The organism is Geobacillus sp. Y412MC52 (genome assembly GCF_000174795.2).
Lineage (GTDB): Bacteria > Bacillota > Bacilli > Bacillales > Anoxybacillaceae > Geobacillus > Geobacillus thermoleovorans.
Genome location: NC_014915.1, coordinates 812,912 through 835,287, shown reverse-complemented (window position 1 = coordinate 835,287; position 22,376 = coordinate 812,912). Strand labels below are relative to the sequence as shown.

At 51.6% G+C, this 22,376-nt stretch carries 26 protein-coding genes, 1 tRNA gene, 2 pseudogenes and 1 riboswitch; of the genes and pseudogenes, 9 read left to right on the top strand and 20 right to left on the bottom strand.

Translation table 11 applies throughout. The features are described 5' to 3' along the window. Position 1 precedes the first annotated feature (1 nt). Together hsdR and GYMC52_RS04250 are read right to left on the bottom strand one after the other, a co-directional pair. Positions 2–3,244, bottom strand: a complete 3,243-nt coding sequence (gene hsdR, locus GYMC52_RS04255; protein ID WP_013523202.1) for a type I restriction-modification system endonuclease — start codon at positions 3,242–3,244, stop codon at positions 2–4. A gap of 184 nt (positions 3,245–3,428) precedes the next feature. Continuing rightward, positions 3,429–3,974: an AAA family ATPase gene (locus tag GYMC52_RS04250; RefSeq protein WP_013523201.1), complete on the bottom strand. Its 546-nt coding sequence runs from the start codon at positions 3,972–3,974 to the stop codon at positions 3,429–3,431. Positions 3,975–4,576: 602 nt separating this feature from the next. Between GYMC52_RS04250 and GYMC52_RS04245 the strand changes: the two genes are divergently transcribed. After that, on the top strand, positions 4,577–5,701 hold the full coding sequence (locus GYMC52_RS04245; protein ID WP_013523200.1) for an IS701 family transposase: 1,125 nt from the start codon (positions 4,577–4,579) through the stop codon (positions 5,699–5,701). Positions 5,702–5,933: 232 nt separating this feature from the next. Here GYMC52_RS04245 and GYMC52_RS04240 read toward each other — a convergent pair. Next, a tRNA-Val gene (locus GYMC52_RS04240) sits at positions 5,934–6,005 on the bottom strand. Between the two features lie 376 nt (positions 6,006–6,381). Here GYMC52_RS04240 and GYMC52_RS04235 point away from each other — a divergent pair. Further along, entirely contained in the window at positions 6,382–7,881 is a 1,500-nt protein-coding gene (locus GYMC52_RS04235; RefSeq protein WP_013523199.1) for an HD-GYP domain-containing protein, read from the top strand. 38 nt (positions 7,882–7,919) lie between these two features. Here GYMC52_RS04235 and metC read toward each other — a convergent pair whose 3' ends face one another. After that, entirely contained in the window at positions 7,920–9,098 is a 1,179-nt protein-coding gene (gene metC, locus GYMC52_RS04230; RefSeq protein ID WP_013523198.1) for a cystathionine beta-lyase, read from the bottom strand. Positions 9,099–9,101: 3 nt separating this feature from the next. Further along, positions 9,102–10,205, bottom strand: a complete 1,104-nt coding sequence (locus GYMC52_RS04225) for a methionine biosynthesis PLP-dependent protein (protein ID WP_013523197.1) — start codon at positions 10,203–10,205, stop codon at positions 9,102–9,104. 201 nt (positions 10,206–10,406) lie between these two features. Beyond that, positions 10,407–10,517: riboswitch (SAM riboswitch) on the bottom strand. A gap of 187 nt (positions 10,518–10,704) precedes the next feature. Between GYMC52_RS04225 and GYMC52_RS04220 the strand changes: the two genes are divergently transcribed. The 3 genes and pseudogenes from GYMC52_RS04220 (at position 10,705) to GYMC52_RS04210 (ending at position 12,490) form a co-directional block, all read left to right on the top strand. Continuing rightward, on the top strand, positions 10,705–11,433 hold the full coding sequence (locus tag GYMC52_RS04220; protein WP_013523196.1) for an alpha/beta hydrolase: 729 nt from the start codon (positions 10,705–10,707) through the stop codon (positions 11,431–11,433). Positions 11,434–11,531: 98 nt separating this feature from the next. Then, positions 11,532–12,054, top strand: a pseudogene (locus GYMC52_RS04215) (YjcG family protein). Between the two features lies 1 nt (position 12,055). Further along, positions 12,056–12,490 carry a GNAT family N-acetyltransferase gene (locus tag GYMC52_RS04210; protein ID WP_013146036.1) on the top strand — a complete coding sequence of 145 codons (435 nt, stop codon included), beginning with the start codon at positions 12,056–12,058 and terminating at the stop codon, positions 12,488–12,490. Positions 12,491–12,743: 253 nt separating this feature from the next. On the opposite strand, the gene GYMC52_RS04205 is transcribed toward GYMC52_RS04210, so the two are convergent. The 3 genes from GYMC52_RS04205 to GYMC52_RS04200 all read right to left on the bottom strand — a co-directional run bounded on the left by GYMC52_RS04205 (position 12,744) and on the right by GYMC52_RS04200 (position 13,570). Beyond that, the gene (locus GYMC52_RS04205; protein WP_013523195.1) at positions 12,744–13,001 is read right to left on the bottom strand and encodes a stage VI sporulation protein F; all 258 of its coding nucleotides are present in this window, start codon (positions 12,999–13,001) and stop codon (positions 12,744–12,746) included. 127 nt (positions 13,002–13,128) lie between these two features. Continuing rightward, positions 13,129–13,257: a YjcZ family sporulation protein gene (locus GYMC52_RS18420; RefSeq protein WP_013146038.1), complete on the bottom strand. Its 129-nt coding sequence runs from the start codon at positions 13,255–13,257 to the stop codon at positions 13,129–13,131. 76 nt (positions 13,258–13,333) lie between these two features. Continuing rightward, a complete protein-coding gene (locus GYMC52_RS04200; RefSeq protein ID WP_011230361.1) occupies positions 13,334–13,570 on the bottom strand; it encodes a hypothetical protein in 237 nt (78 codons plus the stop codon). A 116-nt stretch (positions 13,571–13,686) separates the two neighbouring features. On the opposite strand from GYMC52_RS04200, the pseudogene GYMC52_RS04195 reads away from it, so the two are divergent. After that, positions 13,687–14,019, top strand: a pseudogene (locus tag GYMC52_RS04195) (thioredoxin family protein); the annotation flags it as partial. A 139-nt stretch (positions 14,020–14,158) separates the two neighbouring features. Here the strand turns inward: GYMC52_RS04195 and GYMC52_RS19705 are convergent. From GYMC52_RS19705 to GYMC52_RS04145, 11 genes are all read right to left on the bottom strand, one after another. Beyond that, positions 14,159–14,329, bottom strand: coding sequence for a hypothetical protein (locus tag GYMC52_RS19705; RefSeq protein ID WP_013146040.1), 171 nt, complete (start codon positions 14,327–14,329; stop codon positions 14,159–14,161). Positions 14,330–14,349: 20 nt separating this feature from the next. Continuing rightward, on the bottom strand, positions 14,350–15,210 hold the full coding sequence (locus GYMC52_RS04190) for a DUF421 domain-containing protein (RefSeq protein ID WP_013523193.1): 861 nt from the start codon (positions 15,208–15,210) through the stop codon (positions 14,350–14,352). A gap of 12 nt (positions 15,211–15,222) precedes the next feature. Continuing rightward, the gene (locus tag GYMC52_RS04185; protein WP_011230357.1) at positions 15,223–15,429 is read right to left on the bottom strand and encodes a DUF1657 domain-containing protein; all 207 of its coding nucleotides are present in this window, start codon (positions 15,427–15,429) and stop codon (positions 15,223–15,225) included. Positions 15,430–15,441: 12 nt separating this feature from the next. After that, positions 15,442–15,798, bottom strand: coding sequence for a stage V sporulation protein AE (gene spoVAE / locus GYMC52_RS04180; protein ID WP_013146042.1), 357 nt, complete (start codon positions 15,796–15,798; stop codon positions 15,442–15,444). Between the two features lies 1 nt (position 15,799). Further along, positions 15,800–16,813, bottom strand: coding sequence for a stage V sporulation protein AD (gene spoVAD, locus GYMC52_RS04175; protein ID WP_013523192.1), 1,014 nt, complete (start codon positions 16,811–16,813; stop codon positions 15,800–15,802). Next, the gene (spoVAC, locus tag GYMC52_RS04170) at positions 16,813–17,292 is read right to left on the bottom strand and encodes a stage V sporulation protein AC (RefSeq protein WP_013146044.1); all 480 of its coding nucleotides are present in this window, start codon (positions 17,290–17,292) and stop codon (positions 16,813–16,815) included. The genes spoVAD and spoVAC overlap by 1 nt, the downstream gene beginning before the upstream one ends. A gap of 11 nt (positions 17,293–17,303) precedes the next feature. After that, positions 17,304–17,780 carry a YhcN/YlaJ family sporulation lipoprotein gene (locus GYMC52_RS04165; RefSeq protein ID WP_011230353.1) on the bottom strand — a complete coding sequence of 159 codons (477 nt, stop codon included), beginning with the start codon at positions 17,778–17,780 and terminating at the stop codon, positions 17,304–17,306. A 97-nt stretch (positions 17,781–17,877) separates the two neighbouring features. Next, positions 17,878–18,084, bottom strand: coding sequence for a DUF1657 domain-containing protein (locus tag GYMC52_RS04160; RefSeq protein WP_011230352.1), 207 nt, complete (start codon positions 18,082–18,084; stop codon positions 17,878–17,880). 159 nt (positions 18,085–18,243) lie between these two features. Further along, positions 18,244–18,447: a hypothetical protein gene (locus GYMC52_RS04155; protein ID WP_013523190.1), complete on the bottom strand. Its 204-nt coding sequence runs from the start codon at positions 18,445–18,447 to the stop codon at positions 18,244–18,246. 27 nt (positions 18,448–18,474) lie between these two features. Further along, positions 18,475–18,705, bottom strand: a complete 231-nt coding sequence (locus tag GYMC52_RS04150) for a hypothetical protein (protein ID WP_011230350.1) — start codon at positions 18,703–18,705, stop codon at positions 18,475–18,477. A gap of 357 nt (positions 18,706–19,062) precedes the next feature. Continuing rightward, entirely contained in the window at positions 19,063–19,398 is a 336-nt protein-coding gene (locus GYMC52_RS04145; RefSeq protein ID WP_013523189.1) for a spore coat protein, read from the bottom strand. Between the two features lie 154 nt (positions 19,399–19,552). Here GYMC52_RS04145 and GYMC52_RS04140 point away from each other — a divergent pair, with 154 nt between their 5' ends. Continuing rightward, complete coding sequence (locus tag GYMC52_RS04140) at positions 19,553–20,272, top strand: hypothetical protein (protein ID WP_013523188.1); 720 nt, start codon at positions 19,553–19,555, stop codon at positions 20,270–20,272. A gap of 101 nt (positions 20,273–20,373) precedes the next feature. After that, positions 20,374–21,138 (top strand): hypothetical protein, encoded by a 765-nt coding sequence (locus GYMC52_RS04135; protein WP_013146049.1) that lies wholly within the window; start codon positions 20,374–20,376, stop codon positions 21,136–21,138. 321 nt (positions 21,139–21,459) lie between these two features. Here the strand turns inward: GYMC52_RS04135 and GYMC52_RS04130 are convergent, their stop codons facing one another. Further along, positions 21,460–21,810, bottom strand: coding sequence for a DUF1360 domain-containing protein (locus GYMC52_RS04130; RefSeq protein WP_013523186.1), 351 nt, complete (start codon positions 21,808–21,810; stop codon positions 21,460–21,462). A 178-nt stretch (positions 21,811–21,988) separates the two neighbouring features. Between GYMC52_RS04130 and GYMC52_RS04125 the strand changes: the two genes are divergently transcribed. Then, complete coding sequence (locus tag GYMC52_RS04125) at positions 21,989–22,291, top strand: hypothetical protein (protein WP_013146051.1); 303 nt, start codon at positions 21,989–21,991, stop codon at positions 22,289–22,291. The last annotated feature ends 85 nt before the right edge of the window (positions 22,292–22,376 follow it).

The following is a 22,376-nucleotide window of genomic DNA, read 5'->3' as shown; positions in this document are numbered from 1 at the left end:
TCTAGGCTTGCTCCTTCTTGGCGTAGTTGTACAAGTTTTCATTAATTTCGCGCACGATTTGCGGCAATTGACCGCCGAAAATATTGTTCAGCTGCTTAAAGCCGCCGTGGCTTTTAAACGGTTCGTAGTCAAACGCTTTTTCCGGGTCGGGATGGAGGACATATTCTTGCAGCAGCTGTTTTTCGATCCGCTCAAGCCATTTCTTTTGCAGCGGCGGCCATGGTTTCATCCGGTAAATGGCGTTCATGGCGCGGCGAATTCGTTCTTCATGACTGATGAGCGGGTCGCCGAGCGCCTGTTGGCGGATGAAGGCGATAATGTCGGCGGCGATGTCGTCATTTTTCGCCTCCCGCCATGCCGCCTGCAGTTTTTTCTCGGAAAAGCCTCTTCGGTCAAGTTCCAATCGCAGTTGTTTCAACTCTTCCCTCGTCAGTTCGGACGGCCGCTGGCAGACAATCATCAGCGCCGGGATTTTATTCATGTTCGTGCGGATAAATTCACCGAACGCCTCTAAATAGTCGTCCGGTTTTTCCGCATTGCCGTAGCCTCGTTTGACGCCAAGCAGCTTGTCTTCATGGTGGGAAATGTATTGCTTGCGCTCGCGGTACCGGTTTTCGTCCAAATAGCGGAACATCGATTTATATTCTTTCAGCCCGTCTTTCAGTTCATCAGACGGCAGCGATTTCAGCCAGTCGATGAATTCATCGACCGTTTTTCCGCCGGAAAGCACGCGGAAATCTTCGTGTTGCCTGTCGGACCACGTCCGCTTTTTCCGTTGCATCTTCGCAATGATTTGTTCTTTTTGGTATTCCAGATGGGCGGTCTGTTCAAGCTGTTCGAGTTCATCGAACAGCTCCGTCAGCGTCGCCTGCGGGCGGGCGACGACCGGTTTCATGCTTGTATACGGCTTTAACGTTTCGTAAATGCCGACGGCGTCAAAGATGTTGAAATGGTCTTTCCCAATCTCATCGCACCGCCTTGTCGCCCGGCCGAGCATTTGTTCATACAAAATGCGCGAGCGAACGCGGCGCAAAAAGACGAGGTTCGTAATCGCCGGCACATCGACCCCTGTCGTTAACAAATCGACCGTCACCGCGATTGTCGGGTATTTTTCGTTTTTAAACCTGCGGATCGCTCCTGACGGGTCTTTGATCGATCCGGTGATTTTCATGACCGCATTGTCATCGAACTCTCCGTATACGCGCGCAAATTCTTCTTTCAGCAGTCGGACGACGAGATCAGCGTGATCGTCCGTCGCGGCAAAAATGAGCGTCTTCCCTTCATCATCCGGAGCGATATAGTTGACGAGCTCGCGAATGATGACGCGGTTAAAGCTTTCCGTTACGACTTTCGTGTTAAAGTGCGAAACATCAATGTTCAGTTCATCCTCCAAATACTCTTGCGACACCGTATGGGATACGGCGTCGTAGACATCAACCGTCTCTCCTTTCGCCCACGTAATCCCTTCCCGTTTCAGCACCGTATCAAACTGATACGGCGGCTCATGGTCGACCAAATACCCGTCGATGACCGCCTCGCGATACGAATACGTAAACACGGGCGGGCCGAAAATGTCCGTCGTATGCAAGGCGGGCGTCGCGGTCAAACCGATGCGGACGGCATCGAAGTAATCGAGCACTTGCCGATACTTGCTTACATAATCGCGATGGTCTTTAAACTCCAGCTCGATTTCGTTCATTTCTTTATCCAACGTATAGCCGCGGTGGGCTTCGTCGACGATGATGCAGTCATACTGGTCAATCGGCGGAACGTCTTCGGGACGGTCGTTGTAAAAAATGCGCTTCAACATTCCTTGAACGGTGGCGATATGCACTTTCGTCTCCGGATCGGGCTTTTGGTCGTACAGCGACTGCAAACCGTAAATCTCGGCAAACGTCTGAAAGTGCTCCATTCGGCTTTCTTTAAACGCCGCTTCCGCTTGTTCGGCGAGCGCTTTTCGGTCAACGAGAAACAAAATGCGCCGAAACCGTTTCGCTTTGAGCAAGCGGTAAATCAAGCCGATCGCCATGCGCGTTTTTCCCGTTCCCGTCGCCATGGCGACAAGCACGCTCCGGCGCTTGTCTTCAAGCGCCCGCTCAACAGCCTGAATCGCCCGCACTTGGTACGGCCGCAGTTTCAAATAATCGAACGTCTCATCGCGCAGCCGCTGTTCGGATCGTTCAATGTCTTGTTCCAGCAGCTGTTTCAACCCGTCCGGCGTATACCAGCCTTGCAGCGGGCGCGGATGGTTCGTCGATTTCCGGGCGTCCAAAAACCAAATGCCGGACTTTTGTTCAAGCTGTTTCACGTACGGACGGCCGTTGGTGGCGAACAAAAATGGAACGAAATACTCCCCCCACGGCTCGTGAATCACTTCTTGCCCATGGCGCACAACGAGACGGGCGTATTGTTTTGCCTGTTCGATATCGGCGGGGATGTCTTTGCTTGCGCGTTTCGCTTCAATGAGGCCGACCAGCTCCAAGCCGATAAAAAGAGCATAATCGGCAACCCCGTGCCGAAGCGGCCATTCGGCAATCGCCAAATTCCGCCCCTTCTCTGGCCGCGCGCCTTTGGCAAAGCGCAGTTTTTCCGAATCAGCCTCCCAGCCAGCCGCCCGCAGCTGTTCATCGATGAAGAGGCGCGTCTCTGCCTCAGTCAGTTCGAAATTCGCCACCGCCCGCCGCGAATAGTCACGCCGCTTTTGTTTTTCCTCGGCACTCGTATACAGCCCCGCCTCGCGGATGTGCGAAAGCTCCGCTTCCAAGTCGGCAAGCCGCTGTTTATACGATTCGATGAGCCGATTCAGTTCATCCGTCGATTCAGACGATGACGGCAGCGGCTCTCGATACTGGGGAGCTTCGAACGACCAGTCGCCGTACACTTCCATAAACCATACAGCTAGGCGAAACGCCATGTGCAATAGCGTCTTTGCCTCATGCACGTCCCCATAATTGGGATCATGCACCGCTTGATTGCCTTTTAAGCGGATCATCGTGAAGATGTCATATATCTCTTTTGGGATGATTTGTTCATACAGCAGCACCTTGAGGCGGTCTTGCTGATCGGTGCCGCGCTCTTCGCGAATGCCTTCGAACGCCAATATGTATTTCGTCATCGTCTCGGCCAACTTGCGCAGCTCGCTGATCGCCACGTTTGGGTTTTGATGCACATGCCGCTCGGCCGTCTCCCCTACCCGGGCAAGCACATCCCATTTTCCTTCTAGAAATTGAAAGTTATGCGCCACGTCCATCCCTCATCTTCGTCTCTTTTGCAACTTTCTTCTTTTGCCATTATCATATCATGAAAAAAAGCCCGCTGAAAACGGGCTGTTTGTGTTCACCGGCAGAGCAATAAAATTCGCAGTGTCATTGCTGATGTGAGAATCAACTTGCGATGGCAAGGAAAGAGCAGCGCCAATGAAACATCTTTTAACAAATTCGAAATCTTTGATTGCTCATGATTTCATCAATCATCTCATCTATGTCATCCTTACGTTTCCCACTAGTATCCAAAAGATGCTTTCGATCGAATCCTGATGCATGGAACTCATTCAGCAAAATGAGGCAGCGTTCCCCCATTTGTTGCTCGGGAGGCCTCATCTCATCCCTTTGACTTAACGTTTTCCCATCTGCCCACAAAACAACATACATAACCGTTACGTTTAAATCCTTTACATTTTCATACAACCATATCGCTTCTTGGGGAAAGGCAATATAATCCACTACCACATCATTGCCGTATTTTACAAAATTTCTTACAAGACTTAGAATATTATCCCAAATTAATGAAAGCTCTTCTTTGCTTTCCCACGGTTTTTTCCGTCCATTGATATGCATATGGCTGATGTCATCGCCGGAAATATACGCACTACGCTCCAACTTGTTCGCCAATGCTGTTGAGATTGTTGATTTGCCAACCCCAGCGGGGCCTGATATGACATAGACTGCGCTTGTTTGATGATTTTTCATACGCATCCCTTTTTACCTGCTCAATATAGTTTTATTACCCGTGGCAATAAAAACGACAACATAAACAAAAAATCCCTTGGAGCCTTCCAGCTCAAGGGATTTCGCTCGATGATTCCGACTGGGCTCGAACCAGCGACCTCCACTCTGTCAAAATAGAAAGGGGAAAAACAAGTGAGTTAAATGCATAAAATGAGTTAAATCGCATTAAAATGCGTCTTGTGTCAAGGCCGATTACTTTTCCCCAAAATCGCCAGTTTAAAATTCCCCGGAAGGCCCTCATTGATCATTCTGATTTCTTATTGGAACTTTTTTCAAAATCAATGATTTTCCTCCTTTAGGTTGAAAATAATAAAATGATGCAGCAATCAATCTAACATTGCCGTCGCAAGAACCAAGTCTCCCACGATTTTTCCCATTCCCCAAAGCAGGTGAGGCTCATTGAGGCATGTTCGTACCGATGAGTGATGACCTGAAATCAGTAATGAGACTGTAGATGAGCAAATTCACTAACATAAATTGACAATCAAACAAAAAAGGAGACATGAACCGGACTCCTTGGGTAAAATAGATGTGCTCAAAACCCATTCACACAAGGAGGTTCATGTCTCATGAATAGATTAGCACATCACCAAGGAATCCACAAGTTTTTCTTCACTTTGGGGTTGACGCTGCAGCTTTCCAAACCGGTCATCAAGCATCTCATTCATATCGTCGATGCCTTGACCACCAAGGAATTCTCGGGAACATTGACCGATATTCATCACTGGAGCTTTCATCCGAATCATCGAACGACGCTCAGTCACTTTTTCACGAAAAGCCCTTGGGATGAGGAAAGGCTGCTTGGGAAGCTTCAAGAGTGGATCCTCCGCCGAATCGAGCGCCTGGTCGAGCGAAAGAATCAGCCTCTTTTTGTCTCGATTGATGATACGATTTGCCAAAAAACGAAGCCTTCGTCACGGGCAACGCACGCCATTCAAGGGTGTGATTGGCATTTCTCTCACAAAGATCATCAATCGGTCTGGGGGCATTCGCTCGTTTGGCTGATGGTGCACACCTTGACACAAGCGTTTCCGTTTGCGTTCCGCTTGTATGACAAGAAGGCCGGAAGAAGCAAAATCGACCTGGCGATCGAGATGCTTTCTTCGCTCAAAGTGAAGCGGGCTCAGCCGGTGTATGTGTTGATGGACTCTTGGCATCCGTCCAAAAAGCTCATTGAAGCCTGCTTGAAACAGGGATTCCATGTCATCGCCATGCTCAAGACGAACCGGATTCTCTACCCGAAAGGCATCGCCATCCAAGCCAAGCAGTTCGCCCGCTATATCGAGCCAAAAGACACCCGCCTCGTCACGGTGGTGCTGCTGGCTTGGAAGGCGGATCAGCCGATGGCGCCGGAACATCTCCATTGTGTCTTGAGCACTGACCGGAGGCTCGGGGACGAAGACATCTTGCGTTACTACGCCCAGTGCTGGACGATCGAATGCTTTTTCCGGCAGGAGAAAGATCAACTGAAGCTGGATGGATACCGGGTCCGCCACGTTCGGGCGGTGAAACGGTATTGGGCGGTGGTGCTCTTGGCCTCTGTGTACAGCATCGCCGAATCCCGACAAACCCTCTCCGCCGGGCTGGAGCTTCTCCGGTCGCGGAAAGACCACAGCGTCGTGGAGTTCATTTATGACGCCGCGAAGCAAGGAATTCCCATTGATGTGATCAAAAAACAGCTCCGTATCGCGTAAGGGGGACCCTGTTTATCTCGCTAACCATGGAAATTATTGTAATGAAAAATGCTCATCTACAGTAATAAGTAAACAAAAATTCAGAAAAAAATAAAAAGACGCACTTCATCGCGCGCCTTTCCTATCCCATATAGTTTCTATACTAATTCACTTATTCAATCCTTTACATTCCATCATCGTTTATATCATACAATAGCACCTCGAACTCAAATGAGTTCGAGGTGCTTGATAATGACCTGTGAGGGATTTGAACCCCCGACCCCTTCCCTGTCAAGGAAGTGCTCTCCCACTGAGCTAACAGGTCGTATCGCTATCGAACACATCTTTCATTATATAGACGAGCATACAGGTTGTCAACAACTTTTTTAAAAATCGTTGTTCATGATGAAAAAAGAGAATCCTTCTTCAAATATCATGCATTCGAACGATTGAAGCAAGAGTGGAACACGGGGACGGGGAATCTTCGTCTAGGGCTTTTGTTTCGCGCAAGCTCGTTTCAAACGGCTGTCTGGCAACGAAGTCGAATATAGCAATTGACGCCTAGGCAGACGAGTAGCCAATACGGAAGAAAACACCTAACAACTTAGTCATCGCATTTTTTCTACATTCTGATTGTTCTATCAAGCGAGAATTAGTATATTAGAAATAAGCCCATAGCCTTAAAAGAAAGGCGGAAAACCATGTATCGTTCATTCGTGCACCAGTTGTTGCGTCATTATGTTACCGGCTCAGCGATTGCGGTGATGGGCGTCGGCTCGACGTTAATGTTGACGACGCTCGCCATCTCATGGGAAGAAGCGAAATGGCTGATTGGCATTTTGTTGTTCTCAGCCATGGTCATGGGAGCGGCCGAGTGGATCGTTTTTCGCCGTGACTTGGCGCCGATTCGCCGTTTTTTTGCCGTCAAACAGCCGGACGAGAGGTTGGCCGCAAAGGCCCTGGAACAAACGCGCCGCTTGCCGTTATTGGCGGTGCGCCGCATTTTAGGCCCGCATCTGTTTGGATTGTCAATCCCCGGCATGGGGCTGACGGCTTTATGCATCCAACACCATGTGCTATCCCTTCCGTATCGATACATCTTGTACGCCTTTATCGGCGCCATTTTGATCGCGTCGCTCCATGCGCTGATTGAATTTTTCTTGACAACGAAGGCGTGCCGGCCGCTGATGGCGTATTTGTTTACGAAGGCTGGCAAGATCGATGAAAGGCATCCGCCGCTTCCGGTGCCACTCAAAACAAAATTGCAGCTGACGGTCTTGTTCAGCAGCATGTTTCCTGTTTTATTGTTCAGCTTAGCGACGGAAATCAAATGGTCGCTCGCCGGACCGAGTGCATCCCACTGGTCATACTGGCCGTGGGCAGCCGTGATTTTGCTGTTTTCGATCGCATTTTCCGTTTTCTTGACTCGCCTGTTGGTTGACGAAATCAACGAGCCGGTCAGCGTGCTGTTAACTCATATGAAACGGGCGGAAAACGAAATGTATGAGCTGATCGCTCACAATGTCTATACGGACGAATTTGCGTATTTGCTTCGCGGATTCAATCATATGATCGATGCTGTGCATCGGCGTGATCGAACGAACAAAGAACTGCTCAACAGTTTCATCACCGTCTTGACAGCGGCGCTTGACGCTCGCGATCCTTATACAGCGGGACACTCGCTGCGCGTGGCCCGTTACGCGCTCGCGATTGGGGAAAAGCTTTCCCTTCCGGATGAACAGCTGGATGCCTTGTATCGCTCCGCTCTGCTGCATGACATTGGAAAGATCGGCATTCCAGACGCCATTTTGCTGAAAGACGGAAAATTAAGCGATGACGAATTTGCCTGGATCAAAAAGCACCCTGCCCTTGGGGAGGCCATTTTGCGAGAAGTCAGGCCGATCGAACCGATCGAACCGCTTTTGCCCGGCATTCGCTCCCATCACGAACGCATCGATGGCAAGGGATATCCGGATGGCTTAGCAGGCGACGACATTCCGTTGTTTGGCAAAATCATCGCCGTGGCCGATGCATTTGACGCCATGACTTCGGACCGCCCGTACCGTAAAGGGATGGATATTCATCAAGCGGCAGACATCTTGAGAAAAGGAAAGGGAACGCAGTGGGACAGCGAACTCGTCGACCTTTTTTTGAAACACTTACAAGAGGAGAAGCTGTTGTCAACCTCAGCGGCATCTTGAACCGCCCGCCGAGCTTGGAAGGCTTGGCGGGCTGATGGCTATGTCGTTGAAACCGACGGCCGCTCTTTCACAAACGACAACGCCTGCTCGAAATCGCGGATCAAATCGTTCACATCCTCAAGCCCGACGCTCAGCCGCAGCAAGCCGTCGGTAATGCCGCGCCGGAGCCGCTCTTCTTTTGGCATCGCCGCATGCGACATTTTCGCTGGATGCGATAAAATTGACTCGACCGCCCCAAGGCTGACAGCAAACACCGGCAGGCGGACGTTTCGGACGAACGTCCGAGCCGCTTCTTCATCGGCTAAGCGGAACGACAGCACAGCGCCAAACCCGGCCGCCTGATGGCGCTGGATGTCATGGCCTGGGTGGTGCGAAAGCCCCGGATAATACACTTTTTCGACCTTTGGATGACAAGCCAAATACTTGGCGATGGCGGCCGCTGATTCAGACGACTGCTTCAGCCGAACGTGGAGCGTTTTTAATCCCCGCAGCACAAGCCACGCATCTTGGACGCCAAGGACAGCGCCAAACGCGTTTTGCAGTTTGTACAATTCTTTTCCCAATTCTTCATCTTTCACCACCGCCAATCCTGCGACGACGTCGCTATGGCCGGCTAAAAATTTCGTGGCGCTGTGAAGGACGACATCGACTCCAAGATCAAGCGGCCGCTGCAGCGCCGGCGTCATGAACGTATTATCCAAGAATGTCAAACAGCCATGCGCCTTCGCCAACTTGACGACGCCTTGAATATCGGTCACTTTTAACAATGGATTGGACGGCGTTTCCATATAAATGACTTTCGTGTTCGCCCGGATGTTTTCCGCCACTGCGTTTAAATCGGTCATATCGACAAACGTATATTCAATGCCAAAGCGGCCGAGCACCTCCGTAACCATCCGGTACGTGCCGCCATAGACGTCTTCGGTCACAAGCACGTGGTCGCCTTTTGAGAGAAGCAAAAACGCCGTTGAAATAGCCGCCATACCAGAGGCGAACGCAAACCCGCGCGTTCCGCCTTCTAACGCCGCGATCGTTTCCTCAAGCGCCTCGCGCGTCGGGTTGCTGGAGCGGCTGTAGTCGTATTTGCCGAATGAATCGAAATCGAACTGATGGAACGTGGAGGCGTGCTGGATCGGCACGCTCACCGCCCCCGTTTCGCGGTCGACTTTCCATTCGTTATGGAGCAGTTTCGTCGAAAACGCCCATTCCTGTTCCATCGCTTACACCTCTTTCATGTTTTTCAATGCCTGCGCCAAATCGGCGATCAAATCGTCAGCGTGCTCAATGCCGACCGAGAAACGGATCAGCCGGTTGCAAACACCGTTTTGGATGCGGATTTCCTCAGGAATGTCCGCATGCGTCTGCGTCGCCGGGTACGTAATAAAGCTTTCGACTCCGCCCAGGCTTTCCGCGAACGTAATGAGGCGCAAGCTTTTTAAAAACCCGTTCACCCACTTTTCATCGGCAATCCGGAACGACAGCATCCCGCCTCTCCCCGGATACAACACATCGGTGACATCTTCATGTTCGCGCAAAAAGCCGCTGATGCGCCTGGCGTTTTCTTCATGCTGGCGCATCCGCAGCGCCAGCGTTTTCATCCCGCGAATCAACAGCCACGAATCAAACGGCGACAACACCGCGCCGATGGCGTTCTGATACTCGGCCAGGCGCTGACAGAGCTCCTCGCCCTTGGCGACGACAAGGCCAGCCAACACGTCGTTATGGCCGCCTAAATATTTCGTGGCGCTGTGGATGACAATATCGGCGCCTTGTTCGATCGGGCGTTGAAGCACCGGTGTATAAAACGTGTTGTCAACGATCAACAAAAGCCCATGCCGCTTGGCGAACTCGGAGACGGCGCGGATATCGGTCTCATGCATAAGCGGGTTCGTCGGTGTTTCCAGGAAAATCGCTTTCGTTTTTTCGGTGATACACGCTTCCACCGCAGCGAGATCAGTAAAATCGACGTAATGGAATCCAAGACCGTACTTGCGCCAGCCGCGCTCAAACAGGCGGTACGTGCCGCCGTAAAGGTCGGCCGATACGAGAAACTCGTCTCCGCTCTCAAACAAGGCGAGCACCGTCTGAATGGCGGCCATGCCGGAGCTGAACGCATAGCCTTGGTCGCCGCCTTCCAGTCTCGCGATCGCTTCTTCGACGATTTTGCGCGTCGGGTTGCCGGTGCGGATGTAGTCAAACCCGGTCGACTCTCCGATGCCGGCATGGCGGTAGGCGGTGGAAAAATAAACCGGCGGGTTGACCGTCCCCGTCACTGTTTCGCTCCGGTTGCCAATTTGCGCTAACAACGTCTCCAGTTTCTCCATCTCATCTCTCTCCTTCTGCTGAAAATTCCATCATGGATCAACGGCCGACCACTTGACGCCCAACGAAGCGCCGCTGTCTGTCGGGCAGCGGCCGAGCGCCTTGGTCCTAGACCGCCTCGCGGTTGATGGGAGCGGCCTCTTGAGTAAATAAAAAAAGTCTTCTAAGAAGAAGACTTTTCCATACGCACATGGTCATGCTTCTTCTTATCTGCCGAATTGAACGCTCAATTCGCTGGATTTAGCACCTGGCCGCCGGGCGGCTGGTTGCTGAAGCTTCATTGGGCCAGTTCCCTCCGCTTCTCTTGATAAGAATGAGACGCGTATTCAATTTTTCTAATTTTAATAAAAAATGTAGCGCATTCCCCCCGTTTTTGCAAGCCATTTTTTTGTGAATGGCACGATTCGGCAAATTCGCAAAAAATTCGAGCCCTTCGTTAACATCTTTTGGCGCAAATATGTTACAATAACAGATGAACTTACGCTTTCATGGAGGATGGTCATGGCGACAGCAACAGGAACGATGCGCGACTGCAAGCTGTACAGCGGAGAGCTGCAAGAAGAAATCGAACTGCTCGTCTACTTGCCAAGCAATTTTTCGCCGCTTTACAAATATTCTTTATTAATCGCGCAAGACGGCAAAGATTATTTTATGTATGGAAAAATGAAAACCGTCATCGAAACGCTGATGGAAGAAGGAACAATCGACCGGACGATCGTCGTCGGCATCCCGTATCGGAACGTCAACGACCGCTACGAGAAATACCACCCGGAAGGCCGAAAGCACGAAGCATACCTTCGTTTTTTAGCCCATGAACTCGTCCCGTTTTTGGACCGCGAACTGCCGACATACCAAATGGGCAAAGGCCGGGCGCTGATCGGCGATTCGCTCGGCGGAACGGTGTCGCTTCTAGCCGGGTTGTTGTATCCGCATACATTTGGGAAAATCGCCATGCAGTCCCCCTATATCGATGACTCGGTATTGGCGCGCATCCGCTCATTCCGCGATCCATCGCTCCTTTCGCTTTACCATTCTGTTGGCACAGAGGAAACAGCGGTGAAAACGACGGATGGCCATGTGCGCGATTTTATCACCCCGAATCGAATGGCGCGGGACTTGTTTATGGAAAAACGGTTTGCTTATACGTACCATGAGTTCGAAGGCGGTCATGCGTGGACGTATTGGCAGCCGGATGTACCCCGGGCCGTAGCCGCTGTTTTATCGTTATAGGACAAAACGGAGCAACTTCAAAGATGTCGAAGCCGCCGCATCCATTCCGTGCGTTTCCTGCGCGTGGAAAAAGAACTGGTTCAAGGAGGGAAAACAAAATGAAGTACGGCATTGTGATCTTTCCGCCAAAACGGATTCAAGACTTCGCCAACTCGTACCGGAAACGGTACGACAGCCATTACGCCCTCATCCCGCCGCATATTACGCTGAAATACCCATTTGAAGCGGATGAGGAGCAAATAAAAAAAAATGGCGAAAGAGTTGCGCCGCATTGCGGCGGAAACACCTCCCATTCCGATCAAAGTGACGAAATTCAGCTCGTTTTACCCGACAAGCAACATCATTTATTTGAAGGTGGAACCAAACGACGTGCTCGAGCGCCTTCATGAACAACTGCACAGCGGCTTGTTCGCCGGAAAGCCGGAGTTTGTGTTCGTGCCTCACATTACGATCGGCCGTGATTTGCCGGGCGCAGAATATGCGGACGTCTACAGCCAGCTGAAGCTGCAAGATGTGCACTTCGAGGAGACCGTCGACCGCTTCCATCTTCTCTATCAGCTGGAAAACGGCTCGTGGACCGTCTATGAAACGTTTATCGTCGGAGGAAAGGAAACGGTCTGAGATGAACATTGCGATTGGCACAACGCAAGATCGCGCTTTGTACGAAGACGCCTTGCGCGTCCGCCGGCTCGTATTCATTGAGGAGCAAAACGTGCCGGAAGACGAGGAAATCGACGCATTCGAGGACGACTCGTTCCACCTCGTCCTGTATGATGGCCAAACACCGGTCGGTGCTGGGCGACTCCGTTTCATTGACGAAGGCGTCGGCAAAATCGAGCGCATTTGCGTCCTGCCGTCCTACCGCGGCCGCGGCGCCGGACGGATGGTGATGGAAGCGATCGAACAGCTGGCGAAAACAAAAGGGGCGAAAACGGCGAAACTGAACGCCCAGACGCACGCGGAACCGTTTTACAAAAAGCTCGGCTACACGACCGTCTCCGGCGTCTTTATGGACGCCGGCATCCCACATGTGACAATGGTGAAATCGCTCGAATAACCAGCTGAGCGTTCCTCGCCTACATTGCATCAAGTGCTGGGGATTTCTAGAAGGCCGTTGAAAAACAACAGATTCGCTCGATTTGTGAGAAATCGCAAGGAATGAAGTGATGACCTTGCAAGGTTTTTCAATTTGAGAAACACTGTTGGAGAGCAGTATTTCCCCTTAAATCACCGGCCTCCTAGACACCTTTTTTTTGCATGAGCAAAGAGGATAAAAAAAGGGAGCTGTGCGCACGCAAGCTCCCTTTTGCTTACTTTTTGCTGTTCAGCATATTGGCGATCGTATTGAAATCAATTTGTTTGCCGTTATGGACGATCGCCTTGACGATTTGATCCTCAAGTTCTTTTGGCACTTTCCGGTTGGCAATTTGCGCCACCCGCTTCACCACTTGGCGCACCGTTTTTTCATCGCTGAAATTGGCGTTTTGCAGCGAGTTGGCGAGCTCAAAAACGTCTTTCATATTGACACCTGTTTTCTTTTCGATGTTTTTAAAAAATTGCTGATCCATCGTTCCGCCTCCTTCTCCCTGCTATATCGTATGATGCTCCCGCCTCGGCGTGCATCAAATCTAGGGAAAGAAAAATACGAGCCGCTCCGTGGCGCCGAAACGGCCCGTATCCCATTCGCTTTTTCCGTTAGGCGACAAATGCCGCGCCGACAATAATCAACAAAATGAACAACACGACAATCAGCACAAAGCCACCGCCATAGCCACCGCCATAGCCGTAGCCGTAAGGATAACCATAACCGCAGAAGCCCATCATAATGTGCACCTCCTTCTCCGTTTACTGTATCGTATTCACCGGCTTAGCGGGGCGTATGGGCGCAAAGGCCATTTTGTCATCCAAATCGGCGGAACAGCTCGGCAAATTCCCGCTCCTTCTTCGCAAACCATTGCTCGATGTAGTCTAAGTTGCCTTGCACACTTTTTAAAAATCCATTGTTCAATTTTTCGATTTCTTGCAGCTGTTTGTTAAAGTCCTTTCCCCATTGTTCAAACAGGCGGATGAACGTTTCATGCCCTTCTTTGCGCGACGCAACCCAACCTTCGAGCGCCTTTTCCAGTTCTTTGCTCACACTTTCCCCCCCTTTCTTACTGTTGTATGCAAAAACGACTGCCCGAGGTGAAGACATCCCCGTTCTTTTTTTGCCTCGCTATATGATAAAGTAAAGATGAACGGCAACATGAAAGGGAGGGAACGAACGTGAAAAACATTGAAACGACTGAACAATTCCAAACTGCCATTTCCGGCGGCAAACCGGCCATCGTCAAATTTTATGCGACTTGGTGTCCAGACTGCGTGCGCCTCAATATGTTCATCGATGACATCGTTCGCGACTATGGACAATATGATTGGTTTGAAATCGACCGTGACCAGTTTCCGGAACTTGGCGAGAAATACCAGGTACTTGGCATCCCGAGCCTGCTTGTCTTCCGCAACGGAAAAAAAATTGCTCATCTGCACAGCGCTGACGCCAAAACGCCGGAAGAGGTGCGCGCCTTTTTGCAGTCTCTGCCGGAGTAAGGCGGGGCGGCGCCCTTGCGTCGCCAGAGAAGAAGGGCAACAAAAAGAGGCTGTCCGAGAAGGAAGTTTTCCTTCCCGGACAGCTATGCGAATGAACAGACAGTTCCTTATGGATCGCCGATTGTGGAAACGGAAGCCGTCAATATTCGATTTCGTCGTAGTCTTTCGGCTGGCGCGTCAGCTGCGGGCTGTCAAACATCAATTCAATCGAAATCTCCTCATCGGTCGTCCGCATCCGCTCGGAGCGGTCGTTCGTTTTCAATTGGATTTGAATTTCCTCATCCGTCGTTTTTGTCCGTTTGTCTTCCATCGTCTTTTCCTCCTGTGTCATCAGTTTCGCAAGAGCGGTTCGACTTTTTGCACAAGCTCTGCCATTTTTGCGGCGTTTCGTTCATACAGCGCCTTCGCCTCTTCGGAATTCGTCTGCAACGCATACAGCTCCAGATCAGCCTGCACTTTTTTCATCGCGGCCAAGAGCAGCTTTTTCTCCTGTGGCTCGGCAATTTGGATCTTATCATCGTACAAATCGATCGTCAGCTGTCCGTATGAATCGACTTGGGCGAGAAACACATTTTCAATCGCCACTCCTTGTTTGTCAAGCTGTTCCTTCAGCCAGCCGCGGCCAAGCCCCATCGTAGCGAGCGGCTCATCCAAAATCATGCCGTCCATAATGACCGTTTGCGGCTCTTTTTCCCGCGGCGGGTTTGGGAACACATCTCCGACGGTGAGCGGCTGCTTTTCCCGCTTCAGCAACACGTTCAAGTCGCCGTTTGGCTCAAGCACCGCAAACTCGACGTCGGCGACGCGGAACACATCTTTTTTGCGCAGCTGTTCGAGCAGCTCGTCAACCGTATATTTCTCCCGTTTCAAGTTTTCCTCTAAAATTTTGCCGTTTTTAATAAAAACCGTGGAATTGCCCTCGACAAAATCGCGAAATTTCTTGTTGCGCAGCGAGAGACGAGCGACAGCCACTGGAAACAGCGACCAAATCAAAATGCTGGTGATGCCTTCTTGCAACGAAATTCCTAAATCGACCGACATCGTTCCAGCGATATCGCCGACGGTAATGCCGACGATGTATTCAAAAAACGACAATTTTGATAATTGCTTTTTGCCGAGAATGCGGGTGATCACAAACAACCCGATTAAAATGCAAATCGAACGAATGGCGGTTTCTAACCATATAGGCATTGATCATGCTCCTTACTTTCCGTGGTATTGCGGCTCTTCGAACTCGAGCCGGCCGATCCGGTCTTTGATGTCCGCGATGATCTCCTCTGTCGCAAGCATCGCTTCATGAAACGTCCGCTGCGCCGTTTCATCCTGGGAAGTGAGCGCCAGCTGTTGCAGCCCAGCGTGAATGCCTTTTAAGCTCGCCAACGTTTGTTTCACCTGCGAAGCAACGGTCATGGAAGATCCCTCCTATCCTTTCGGGCGGAACAAGAGCGCCCCGATAAACCCAAAGACGATCGCCGCGGAGATGCCGGCGCTCGTCACTTCAAACATGCCGGTCAATACGCCGATAATGCCGTGTTTTTCCGCCTCTTGCATCGCGCCGTGAACGAGCGCGTTTCCAAAGCTCGTAATCGGAATCGTCGCCCCGGCGCCGGCAAAATCAATGAGTGGCTCATACAAACCGAATCCATCCAAAATCGCCCCGACGACGACGAGAATCGTCAACGTATGCGCAGGTGTCAGTTTAAACACATCCATCAAAATTTGCCCGATCACGCAAATCAGCCCGCCGACGACAAACGCCCAAAAAAACATAGCCAACACGCTACGCCTCACCTCCATACTCGATCGCCACCGCGTGAGCGATGCATGGAATCGTCTCGTTTTGCTGGAACGATAGCGGCGACAATAGCGCTCCTGTCGCGACTGCCAAAATGCGCTTCAGCTCGCCGCGCCGCATCCGTTTGATGAGATGCCCGTAAACGACAACGGCGGAACAAGCCGCCCCACTTGCGCCGGACAAAACCGGCTGCCCATCGCGGTAAATGAGCAGCCCGCAATCTTGGTAGCACTCTTCATCGATGTCAATGCCGTGCTGACGCAGCAAGTCAAGGGAGACTTGGCGTCCGATTCGCCCTAGATCGCCGGTGACGATCAAATCGTAATACGATGCATCGATTTGCATGTCGCGCAAATGCGCCTCAATCGTATCGACCGCCGCCGGCGCCATCGCTCCACCCATGTTGAATGGGTCGGCAAGCCCCATATCCACAACGCGGCCGATCGTCGCCGCGGTCACGCGCGGCCCGTCCCCTTTCGGGCTGACGATCGCCACGCCAGCTCCCGTTACTGTCCACTGCGCCGTCGGCGGCTTTTGCCCTCCGTATTCCGTCGGGTAACGAAACTGTTTTTCGACGGCAGCATTGTGGCTTGAGGCTCCGGTTAATATATAATCTGCCCCGCCGTAGTTGGTAATAAAAGCGCTTAGCGCCAGCCCTTCCATCGAAGTGGAACAGGCGCCAAAAACACCGAGATACGGCATGCCGAGCGTTCGGGCAGCAAAGCTTGTCGGGGTCATTTGGTTGATCAAGTCGCCGGCGATGAGAAATTGCACTTTTTCTTTCTCCAGGCCGGCTTTTTCCATCGCCTGAAACGCTGCTTCTTCCATGAGCACGCGGTGCGCCTTCTCGTACGACTCCTCTCCGAGCCATAAATCTTCGTGAAGAAGATCAAAGTCTTCCGCGAGGCGGCCGTTCGCCTCAAACGGCCCGCCGACCGCCGCTGTTGCGATGATTGCCGGCTTGTTCGCAAACACCCATGTGCGCTGCCCTTTCAGCATTACAATCCCCCCCACTGGGTCGCAATCGTTTTGACAAGGGCGATAACAAAGGCGGCAAACGTACCGAACAAGATGACCGATCCGGCGAGCTTGAACATGTTCGAGCCGACGCCTAACACAAATCCTTCCGTCCGGTGCTCAATCGCCGCCGAGATGACGGCGTTGCCAAACCCTGTCACCGGCACGGCGCTTCCCGCCCCAGCGAATTGGGCGATCCGGTCATAAACGCCAAGCCCAGTTAAAATCATCGACAAAAAGACCATCGTCGCCACCGTCGGATTGCCTGCCGTTTGCTCGGTGAAATCAAAGAAGTACATATAGAAATAAGAGACCGCCTGCCCGATCGTGCAAATGATTCCGCCAACGAGAAACGCGCAAACACAGTTGCGAACGATAGGGCGCTTCGTTTCCCGCTCTTTTTCGAATAAATGATATTCCTGCTGAACCGGGGTCAGCTTTTTCCGTTTTTCATTCGCCATAATGACACCTCTTATGTTTGCTCTTTGCTTAGTTTTTCAATGCGCCTGATTTCCCGATTGACTTTTCGTTCATCCCAGCGTCGATTGTCCATGTTGGCTTTTAATTCCTTCGTCTTCCAAAAAATTTTCAAATCGCTCGAGGAAACAACGTCATAGCCAGGAAACAGGTCGCGCAGTTTTTGGTCAATGTCTTTCTCAATTTGTTTTCGACTCCACCGCTTCATATGGGGAATTTGATAAGCAATGAGCAACCGATCCCCGCTGTTGACCGCCACCACGTCCCGAACATCGTCGCGCCCGCGCAAATAACTGGCCGCCCGCTCGGCCGGACCTTGGTTCAGCTCCGCATGTTTCGCCGTCCCGGACGTTTGGGTTCTCAGCAGGTTTGCACCTTGCAGCGATTGTTTTTGTTCCGTTTCTTCTTTGGCGCAGCCGCCGACCGCGATCATCGCAACGACGGCCGCCAACCACCATTTTTTCATCTTCATCAACCCATTCGTTTTTATGTATTTCCGCCAAGTCGGGAAAGGTTGGCGTGCTGTGCCAACCTTTCCGCCTGAACCATCCCATTCGCTTCTGCGAAGGTTATTGTTGTTTATATTGTGGCTCTTCGTTTTGAATTTCTTGCATGCGCGAGTTCACCAAATCAATGACCGCCTGCGTTTGTTGGGCAGCTTGTTGGTAAAGCTGTTTCGCGGCTTGGTTTTCGGTTTGCAAAGCAAACGTTTCGAAGCTCGCTTGAGCCGATTTTAACCCCGCCAATGTTTGTTTCACTTGTGTTGCAACCGTCATGATTCATGTCCTCCTTATATGGTGTAAGAATTGGTAGTGACAATGTTTAGAGTGGTTTTTCGCCGCCAAATTATAATTGTCATTTTCTGCAAAACGTTCTCCCGCCTTTCCAGCCTTTCCGGGCACGAAAAGGGCGCCTTCTGCAGGCGCCCATACGGTTTACGACTTGTTATCAACTTTATCAGAATAACCGCGGCCGAGCGACGGGTTGTTTAAAATACCGGCCATCACCAAAATGCTTAAGAAGGCATGGTACAGTTGTTCATATTTGCCAAGATCAATGTCGACGCCGAATGTCTCAAGCGCAATCACGGCAAACGATCCGATTGCCAGCCAAAGCCCGTAATTTTTAAAACGCTCCACCGTTTGCGTCCCCCATTTGCTTTATGGCTAGATCCACGAGAACGGTCTCCGTTCTCCTTCGTTTCGATCATGGCCTCCTTCACCATGTTCTTCCTTATCCCGGTCCCGCACATCTTCAACGGCTTCCATTTCCGTATCATCGCGGTGCGGGAACAACCATGGATCGCGGATGCGGCCGCGCGGCATAATGACGATGTCATCGGCATGAATGATCAATTTATCGACATGAATCACTTTCGCTTTTTTCCGATCCGACATGCCCTTCCCCCCTTCCTTTCGCCTAGTTGCACTGTTAGACTATGCAAGGAGGCGAAGCGAAGTATAGGCATCTCTCACAGATTTCCGTTATTTCTTCTTGATGACGGCTGGCCGACCGCATCCGCATCCGCTCGGACGCCGCACAGGCTGCGTTGTCGAAGAAAGCACCCTTGTCACCGGTTTCGACGGAGTAGGCTTCTTCATTCCTCATCCCTCCATCCCGAAAAAGTGTAGCCCTCGCCGATCAACTATTTGCAAACTCTTCTCCAGTCAGAGCAATATAAAACAAAGTTCAACGGCGAGAGGAAAAGCGAGCGGCTACTGCTATTGTATGGCTTGGCGAGCCAAGGGTGCCTCTCATTTTTCGTTTCGCTCCGGGTGTGGCATGATGGCATTTTCTTGCCTCAGTGTGCGGAAAAACCAGCTGTCCGGCCGTTCGTCCTCATCCATCTTGTCCGTTTTTTCGCTCCATGGCGATTGCAGCAGCTGGCGGCGAAGCTCGTCATTTTCCTTCGCCAGCTGTTTGAGCTGCTCGTAGCGCTTGGCGCTTTGGTAAGCCAGTTCCTTTAACACAATGTTTTCGGCTTCCACCTCTTTCAGCCGGCGCTCCAGTTCAGCCATTCGCTCAGCGAGCCGCTGTTCACCCATCCCCCTTCTCTCTGCGTTCATCGCCCCGTGTTTGTCTTTCATCATTCGACATCTCCCCCTTTGATTCATCGTTGTCTGCACCCACCAGCAAAAAATCCGCATCTGTCCCAACACATTTACCTAAGCCGTTCCATAGTATACAGTAGTCCCAAACCACCAGGCGTTGGGGAACAAATGAACGATAGGAGGAACGAAGAAAATGGGTCATCATCACCGTCGCGATACAGAAAGAGTATGCATCAGAACGCGCAAAATTTACGACTGGGTGACGCGCCAAGTCGATGTGCCATTGCGAAGCTTCAGCGGCGAGGATTTGGAAGCAATTTTCCCGATGAATCACTGCCATCGGGAAGGAACGATTTGCGATTTTTTGGGAGCGCAACATACAAACCCGCAACACTTGACGATCCGCTGCTTCCTGACAGACGCCGACGGAAACCCGATCGACTCGGTCGTTGACCAGGACGCATTGATTTGCCAGGAAATTACGCAACCAAACGGCCGGCAGTCCGTAAACGTCACCCTTCCTTCTGGGGAAACGGTGACGTTGCAAAAAGTCAAAGCGCTCATCAAAGGGCATGTCGTCGTGCAAATTGTCAGCCCAGCCGGCACGGTCATTTGCCAATCGAAGCCAATTCCGTTCGCTACAGCACAAACGTTCATCTTGTGCGCCCCGGAAGGCACGCAGCTCAACTGCCATATTTCGTTCTTCGAATGCGACACGAGCCTAGTCTGCACAGACAACTTTGCACAACTTGATGTTTCCATCACCTTATGCCTTGAAGTCCAAGTGGAAGCTGATGTCAAAATCGAAGTCGAAGCTCGTTTCTGCCAACCGCGCGAAGAATTGGCCGAAGCCGTGCTTTGCCCGACAACCAAATTCCCGCCGCAATGCCCGGACGTATTCCCGGCCATGTAGCGTCCTGCACCGTTCAGGCTGTTGTTCCAACAACAGCCTTTTTTATATGGCATGCACCCGCAATGGATACATAAGATGAGAATGGAAGGGGTGGAAACCGTATGAAAAACAAAAACGACCAACATCTCCGTCTGCAGCAGCAAATCATCCACTACCGGTCAGAAGCAGCCTCATGCCGGCAACAAGTGCAGCAGCTGGAGGCCGAGTTGGCCAAGGAAAAAATGCGCAGCGCCTATTTGAAAGAGAAGCTGCGTGAAGCAGAAACAACCAACGTTGAAACGTACAAGAAAAAAATCGCCGCCTTGGAACGCCAGCTTCTGTTGTGTGAAATTGCACTGGAAGAAACGCGATATAACACCTCAAAAGAGACACAGACACCAGCGTTTGAACGAGCTGCTGCCGTGTCAGCGTTGTTTCACTATTCTGTCGTCGTTCCGACGCATCTTGATGAGGAGGAGCTGACCATCATCGGCGATTTCATCATTCGCAATCACGGAACAGCGCCGCTTCACCATTTGATTGTCTGTCTCCGCCTTTCGCCTCCAAAAACGGCGGTGCTCAGCGGGAAAATTGTTTTGCCAAACAGCGGACGGGCCGAGCAGGAAGCGCTGATCTCCAATAGCGCGGAAAGCTGGACGTTCACCCAAGAAAACTGGCGGGAAAAAGTGCGGCAAAGCGGGGAATACTGGCTTGCCCCGCTTTATGACGCCCCGCTTGAACCAGGCGAGGAGCGGCGCTTTTCCCAGTTTGAAATCACTGTTCCCCCGTCCAGCAATGCCCGCTCATTGACGGTTGATGGATTCGTGTATTGCGCAGAACTGCCAAAGGGCGTTCCTGCCGCCAACCATATTGCCATTCAATGGTGACCCGCTCGTTTTCCGCCTTCATGCCGACCAGCGGCGCACCTGCTGTTTGGGCCGGCCGTTTTGGGCCGGCTCCGCTATTTCCTATTTCAAACAATAGGAGTTGGACGTTTCCTTCCATCAACGTCATCCCGACAAGCTGCGCGGCTGTTTTTGCATCACCGGCTGACGACGGCTTGACGACTTCCATCCACACCGCCGGCCATTCCTTCAGCGAACGTTGCCCAACCAGCATCAGCGGTTCGCTGTCCATTTTTTGACCAAAACGACGCCCGCCGGCATCCCTCATTGGCTGTGTCATGATCTCAATAGCCGCCTTTCTCCTTACGACAGCCATTTACTGACGATCGTCTCCATGATCGCCGCCCCGCCGGCAATCGCTAGAAGCATAATGAGCGGCTCAAAAACATTCGGCCAAAGCATTAGGCCAGTATAACAAAACGCCGCACACCAGATCCCCGTGCACCAGTAGCAGCTCAGCAGTTCGCCAAACCAGCGACGCAGCCCGCCTCCCTTGAAAGAAAGAAATACTTGTTTGCTTCCGTCTGGAAGTTCCTGCTCCGTCCATTCGTGAAATGGACGGCGAATCCAGGCGGTGATCGCATCATATACAATCAGCCGTGTCAGGCGAAAGCTGGCTAAACAAAGAAGGACAAATGAAAATGGATCGTCCATGCTCCCCTCCCCCTTTCCGTCGGTCATGACTGCTAAAAAACCGATTACCTCTCCGTCGTTCCAACTTGGCAGCCAGTGAATTCTCTTTGACGCGGACGTTTGCCCAAACGCTCTCCTAAGCCAATCATATGATGGAGTATAGGTTTTTAACACAAGGGACAAGAAAGGAGGCGACGCGATGTACCATGTCTTTTTCAACCGACGCCCAACCCGACCCCGCCTTCCCCGTGCTCTTTACGAACAGCTGGCCGCGCTTCCACTCAACACTGAGGTTAACGTGCACACCACCAACGAGACGCATTACAATGCGCTTTTTCTCGGCTTCGAGCCGCGGACGAACAACGTCTCACTGTTGGTTGACCGCTTTTATAAAGACGGGGGGCGCTCCCTTGCGATCGATGCAACCACAATCACCGCAATCGATCTCCCTGTTTCCATGCGGCCGGCTTCATCCGCTGATTCGGATGACGAGGAAGAATAACCAAGAAAGAAAGCACAGCCGGCTGACGCCAACCAGCGCGGTCGGCGCTTATTTTTTTGGCGGCGCCGTTTTCTCATTGACTAGT

What these genes read in the sequence shown, in the direction of transcription:
- GYMC52_RS04205 (WP_013523195.1), bottom strand. Translation starts at nt 13,001, where the DNA reads ATGGATCAGCAATTTTTTAAAAACATCGAAAAGAAAACAGGTGTCAAT.
- GYMC52_RS04165 (WP_011230353.1), bottom strand. Translation starts at nt 17,780, where the DNA reads ATGAAGATGAAAAAATGGTGGTTGGCGGCCGTCGTTGCGATGATCGCG.
- GYMC52_RS04235 (WP_013523199.1), top strand. Translation starts at nt 6,382, where the DNA reads ATGTATCGTTCATTCGTGCACCAGTTGTTGCGTCATTATGTTACCGGC.
- spoVAD (WP_013523192.1), bottom strand. Translation starts at nt 16,813, where the DNA reads ATGCTGAAAGGGCAGCGCACATGGGTGTTTGCGAACAAGCCGGCAATC.
- GYMC52_RS18420 (WP_013146038.1), bottom strand. Translation starts at nt 13,257, where the DNA reads ATGATGGGCTTCTGCGGTTATGGTTATCCTTACGGCTACGGCTATGGC.
- GYMC52_RS04220 (WP_013523196.1), top strand. Translation starts at nt 10,705, where the DNA reads ATGGCGACAGCAACAGGAACGATGCGCGACTGCAAGCTGTACAGCGGA.
- GYMC52_RS04125 (WP_013146051.1), top strand. Translation starts at nt 21,989, where the DNA reads ATGTACCATGTCTTTTTCAACCGACGCCCAACCCGACCCCGCCTTCCC.
- GYMC52_RS04145 (WP_013523189.1), bottom strand. Translation starts at nt 19,398, where the DNA reads ATGATGAAAGACAAACACGGGGCGATGAACGCAGAGAGAAGGGGGATG.
- GYMC52_RS04190 (WP_013523193.1), bottom strand. Translation starts at nt 15,210, where the DNA reads ATGCCTATATGGTTAGAAACCGCCATTCGTTCGATTTGCATTTTAATC.
- GYMC52_RS04135 (WP_013146049.1), top strand. Translation starts at nt 20,374, where the DNA reads ATGAAAAACAAAAACGACCAACATCTCCGTCTGCAGCAGCAAATCATC.
- GYMC52_RS04150 (WP_011230350.1), bottom strand. Translation starts at nt 18,705, where the DNA reads ATGTCGGATCGGAAAAAAGCGAAAGTGATTCATGTCGATAAATTGATC.
- GYMC52_RS04185 (WP_011230357.1), bottom strand. Translation starts at nt 15,429, where the DNA reads ATGACCGTTGCTTCGCAGGTGAAACAAACGTTGGCGAGCTTAAAAGGC.
- GYMC52_RS04225 (WP_013523197.1), bottom strand. Translation starts at nt 10,205, where the DNA reads ATGGAGAAACTGGAGACGTTGTTAGCGCAAATTGGCAACCGGAGCGAA.
- GYMC52_RS04245 (WP_013523200.1), top strand. Translation starts at nt 4,577, where the DNA reads ATGAATAGATTAGCACATCACCAAGGAATCCACAAGTTTTTCTTCACT.
- GYMC52_RS19705 (WP_013146040.1), bottom strand. Translation starts at nt 14,329, where the DNA reads ATGGAAGACAAACGGACAAAAACGACGGATGAGGAAATTCAAATCCAA.
- GYMC52_RS04210 (WP_013146036.1), top strand. Translation starts at nt 12,056, where the DNA reads ATGAACATTGCGATTGGCACAACGCAAGATCGCGCTTTGTACGAAGAC.
- GYMC52_RS04250 (WP_013523201.1), bottom strand. Translation starts at nt 3,974, where the DNA reads ATGCGTATGAAAAATCATCAAACAAGCGCAGTCTATGTCATATCAGGC.
- spoVAC (WP_013146044.1), bottom strand. Translation starts at nt 17,292, where the DNA reads ATGGCGAATGAAAAACGGAAAAAGCTGACCCCGGTTCAGCAGGAATAT.
- metC (WP_013523198.1), bottom strand. Translation starts at nt 9,098, where the DNA reads ATGGAACAGGAATGGGCGTTTTCGACGAAACTGCTCCATAACGAATGG.
- GYMC52_RS04130 (WP_013523186.1), bottom strand. Translation starts at nt 21,810, where the DNA reads ATGGACGATCCATTTTCATTTGTCCTTCTTTGTTTAGCCAGCTTTCGC.
- GYMC52_RS04160 (WP_011230352.1), bottom strand. Translation starts at nt 18,084, where the DNA reads ATGACGGTTGCAACACAAGTGAAACAAACATTGGCGGGGTTAAAATCG.
- GYMC52_RS04140 (WP_013523188.1), top strand. Translation starts at nt 19,553, where the DNA reads ATGGGTCATCATCACCGTCGCGATACAGAAAGAGTATGCATCAGAACG.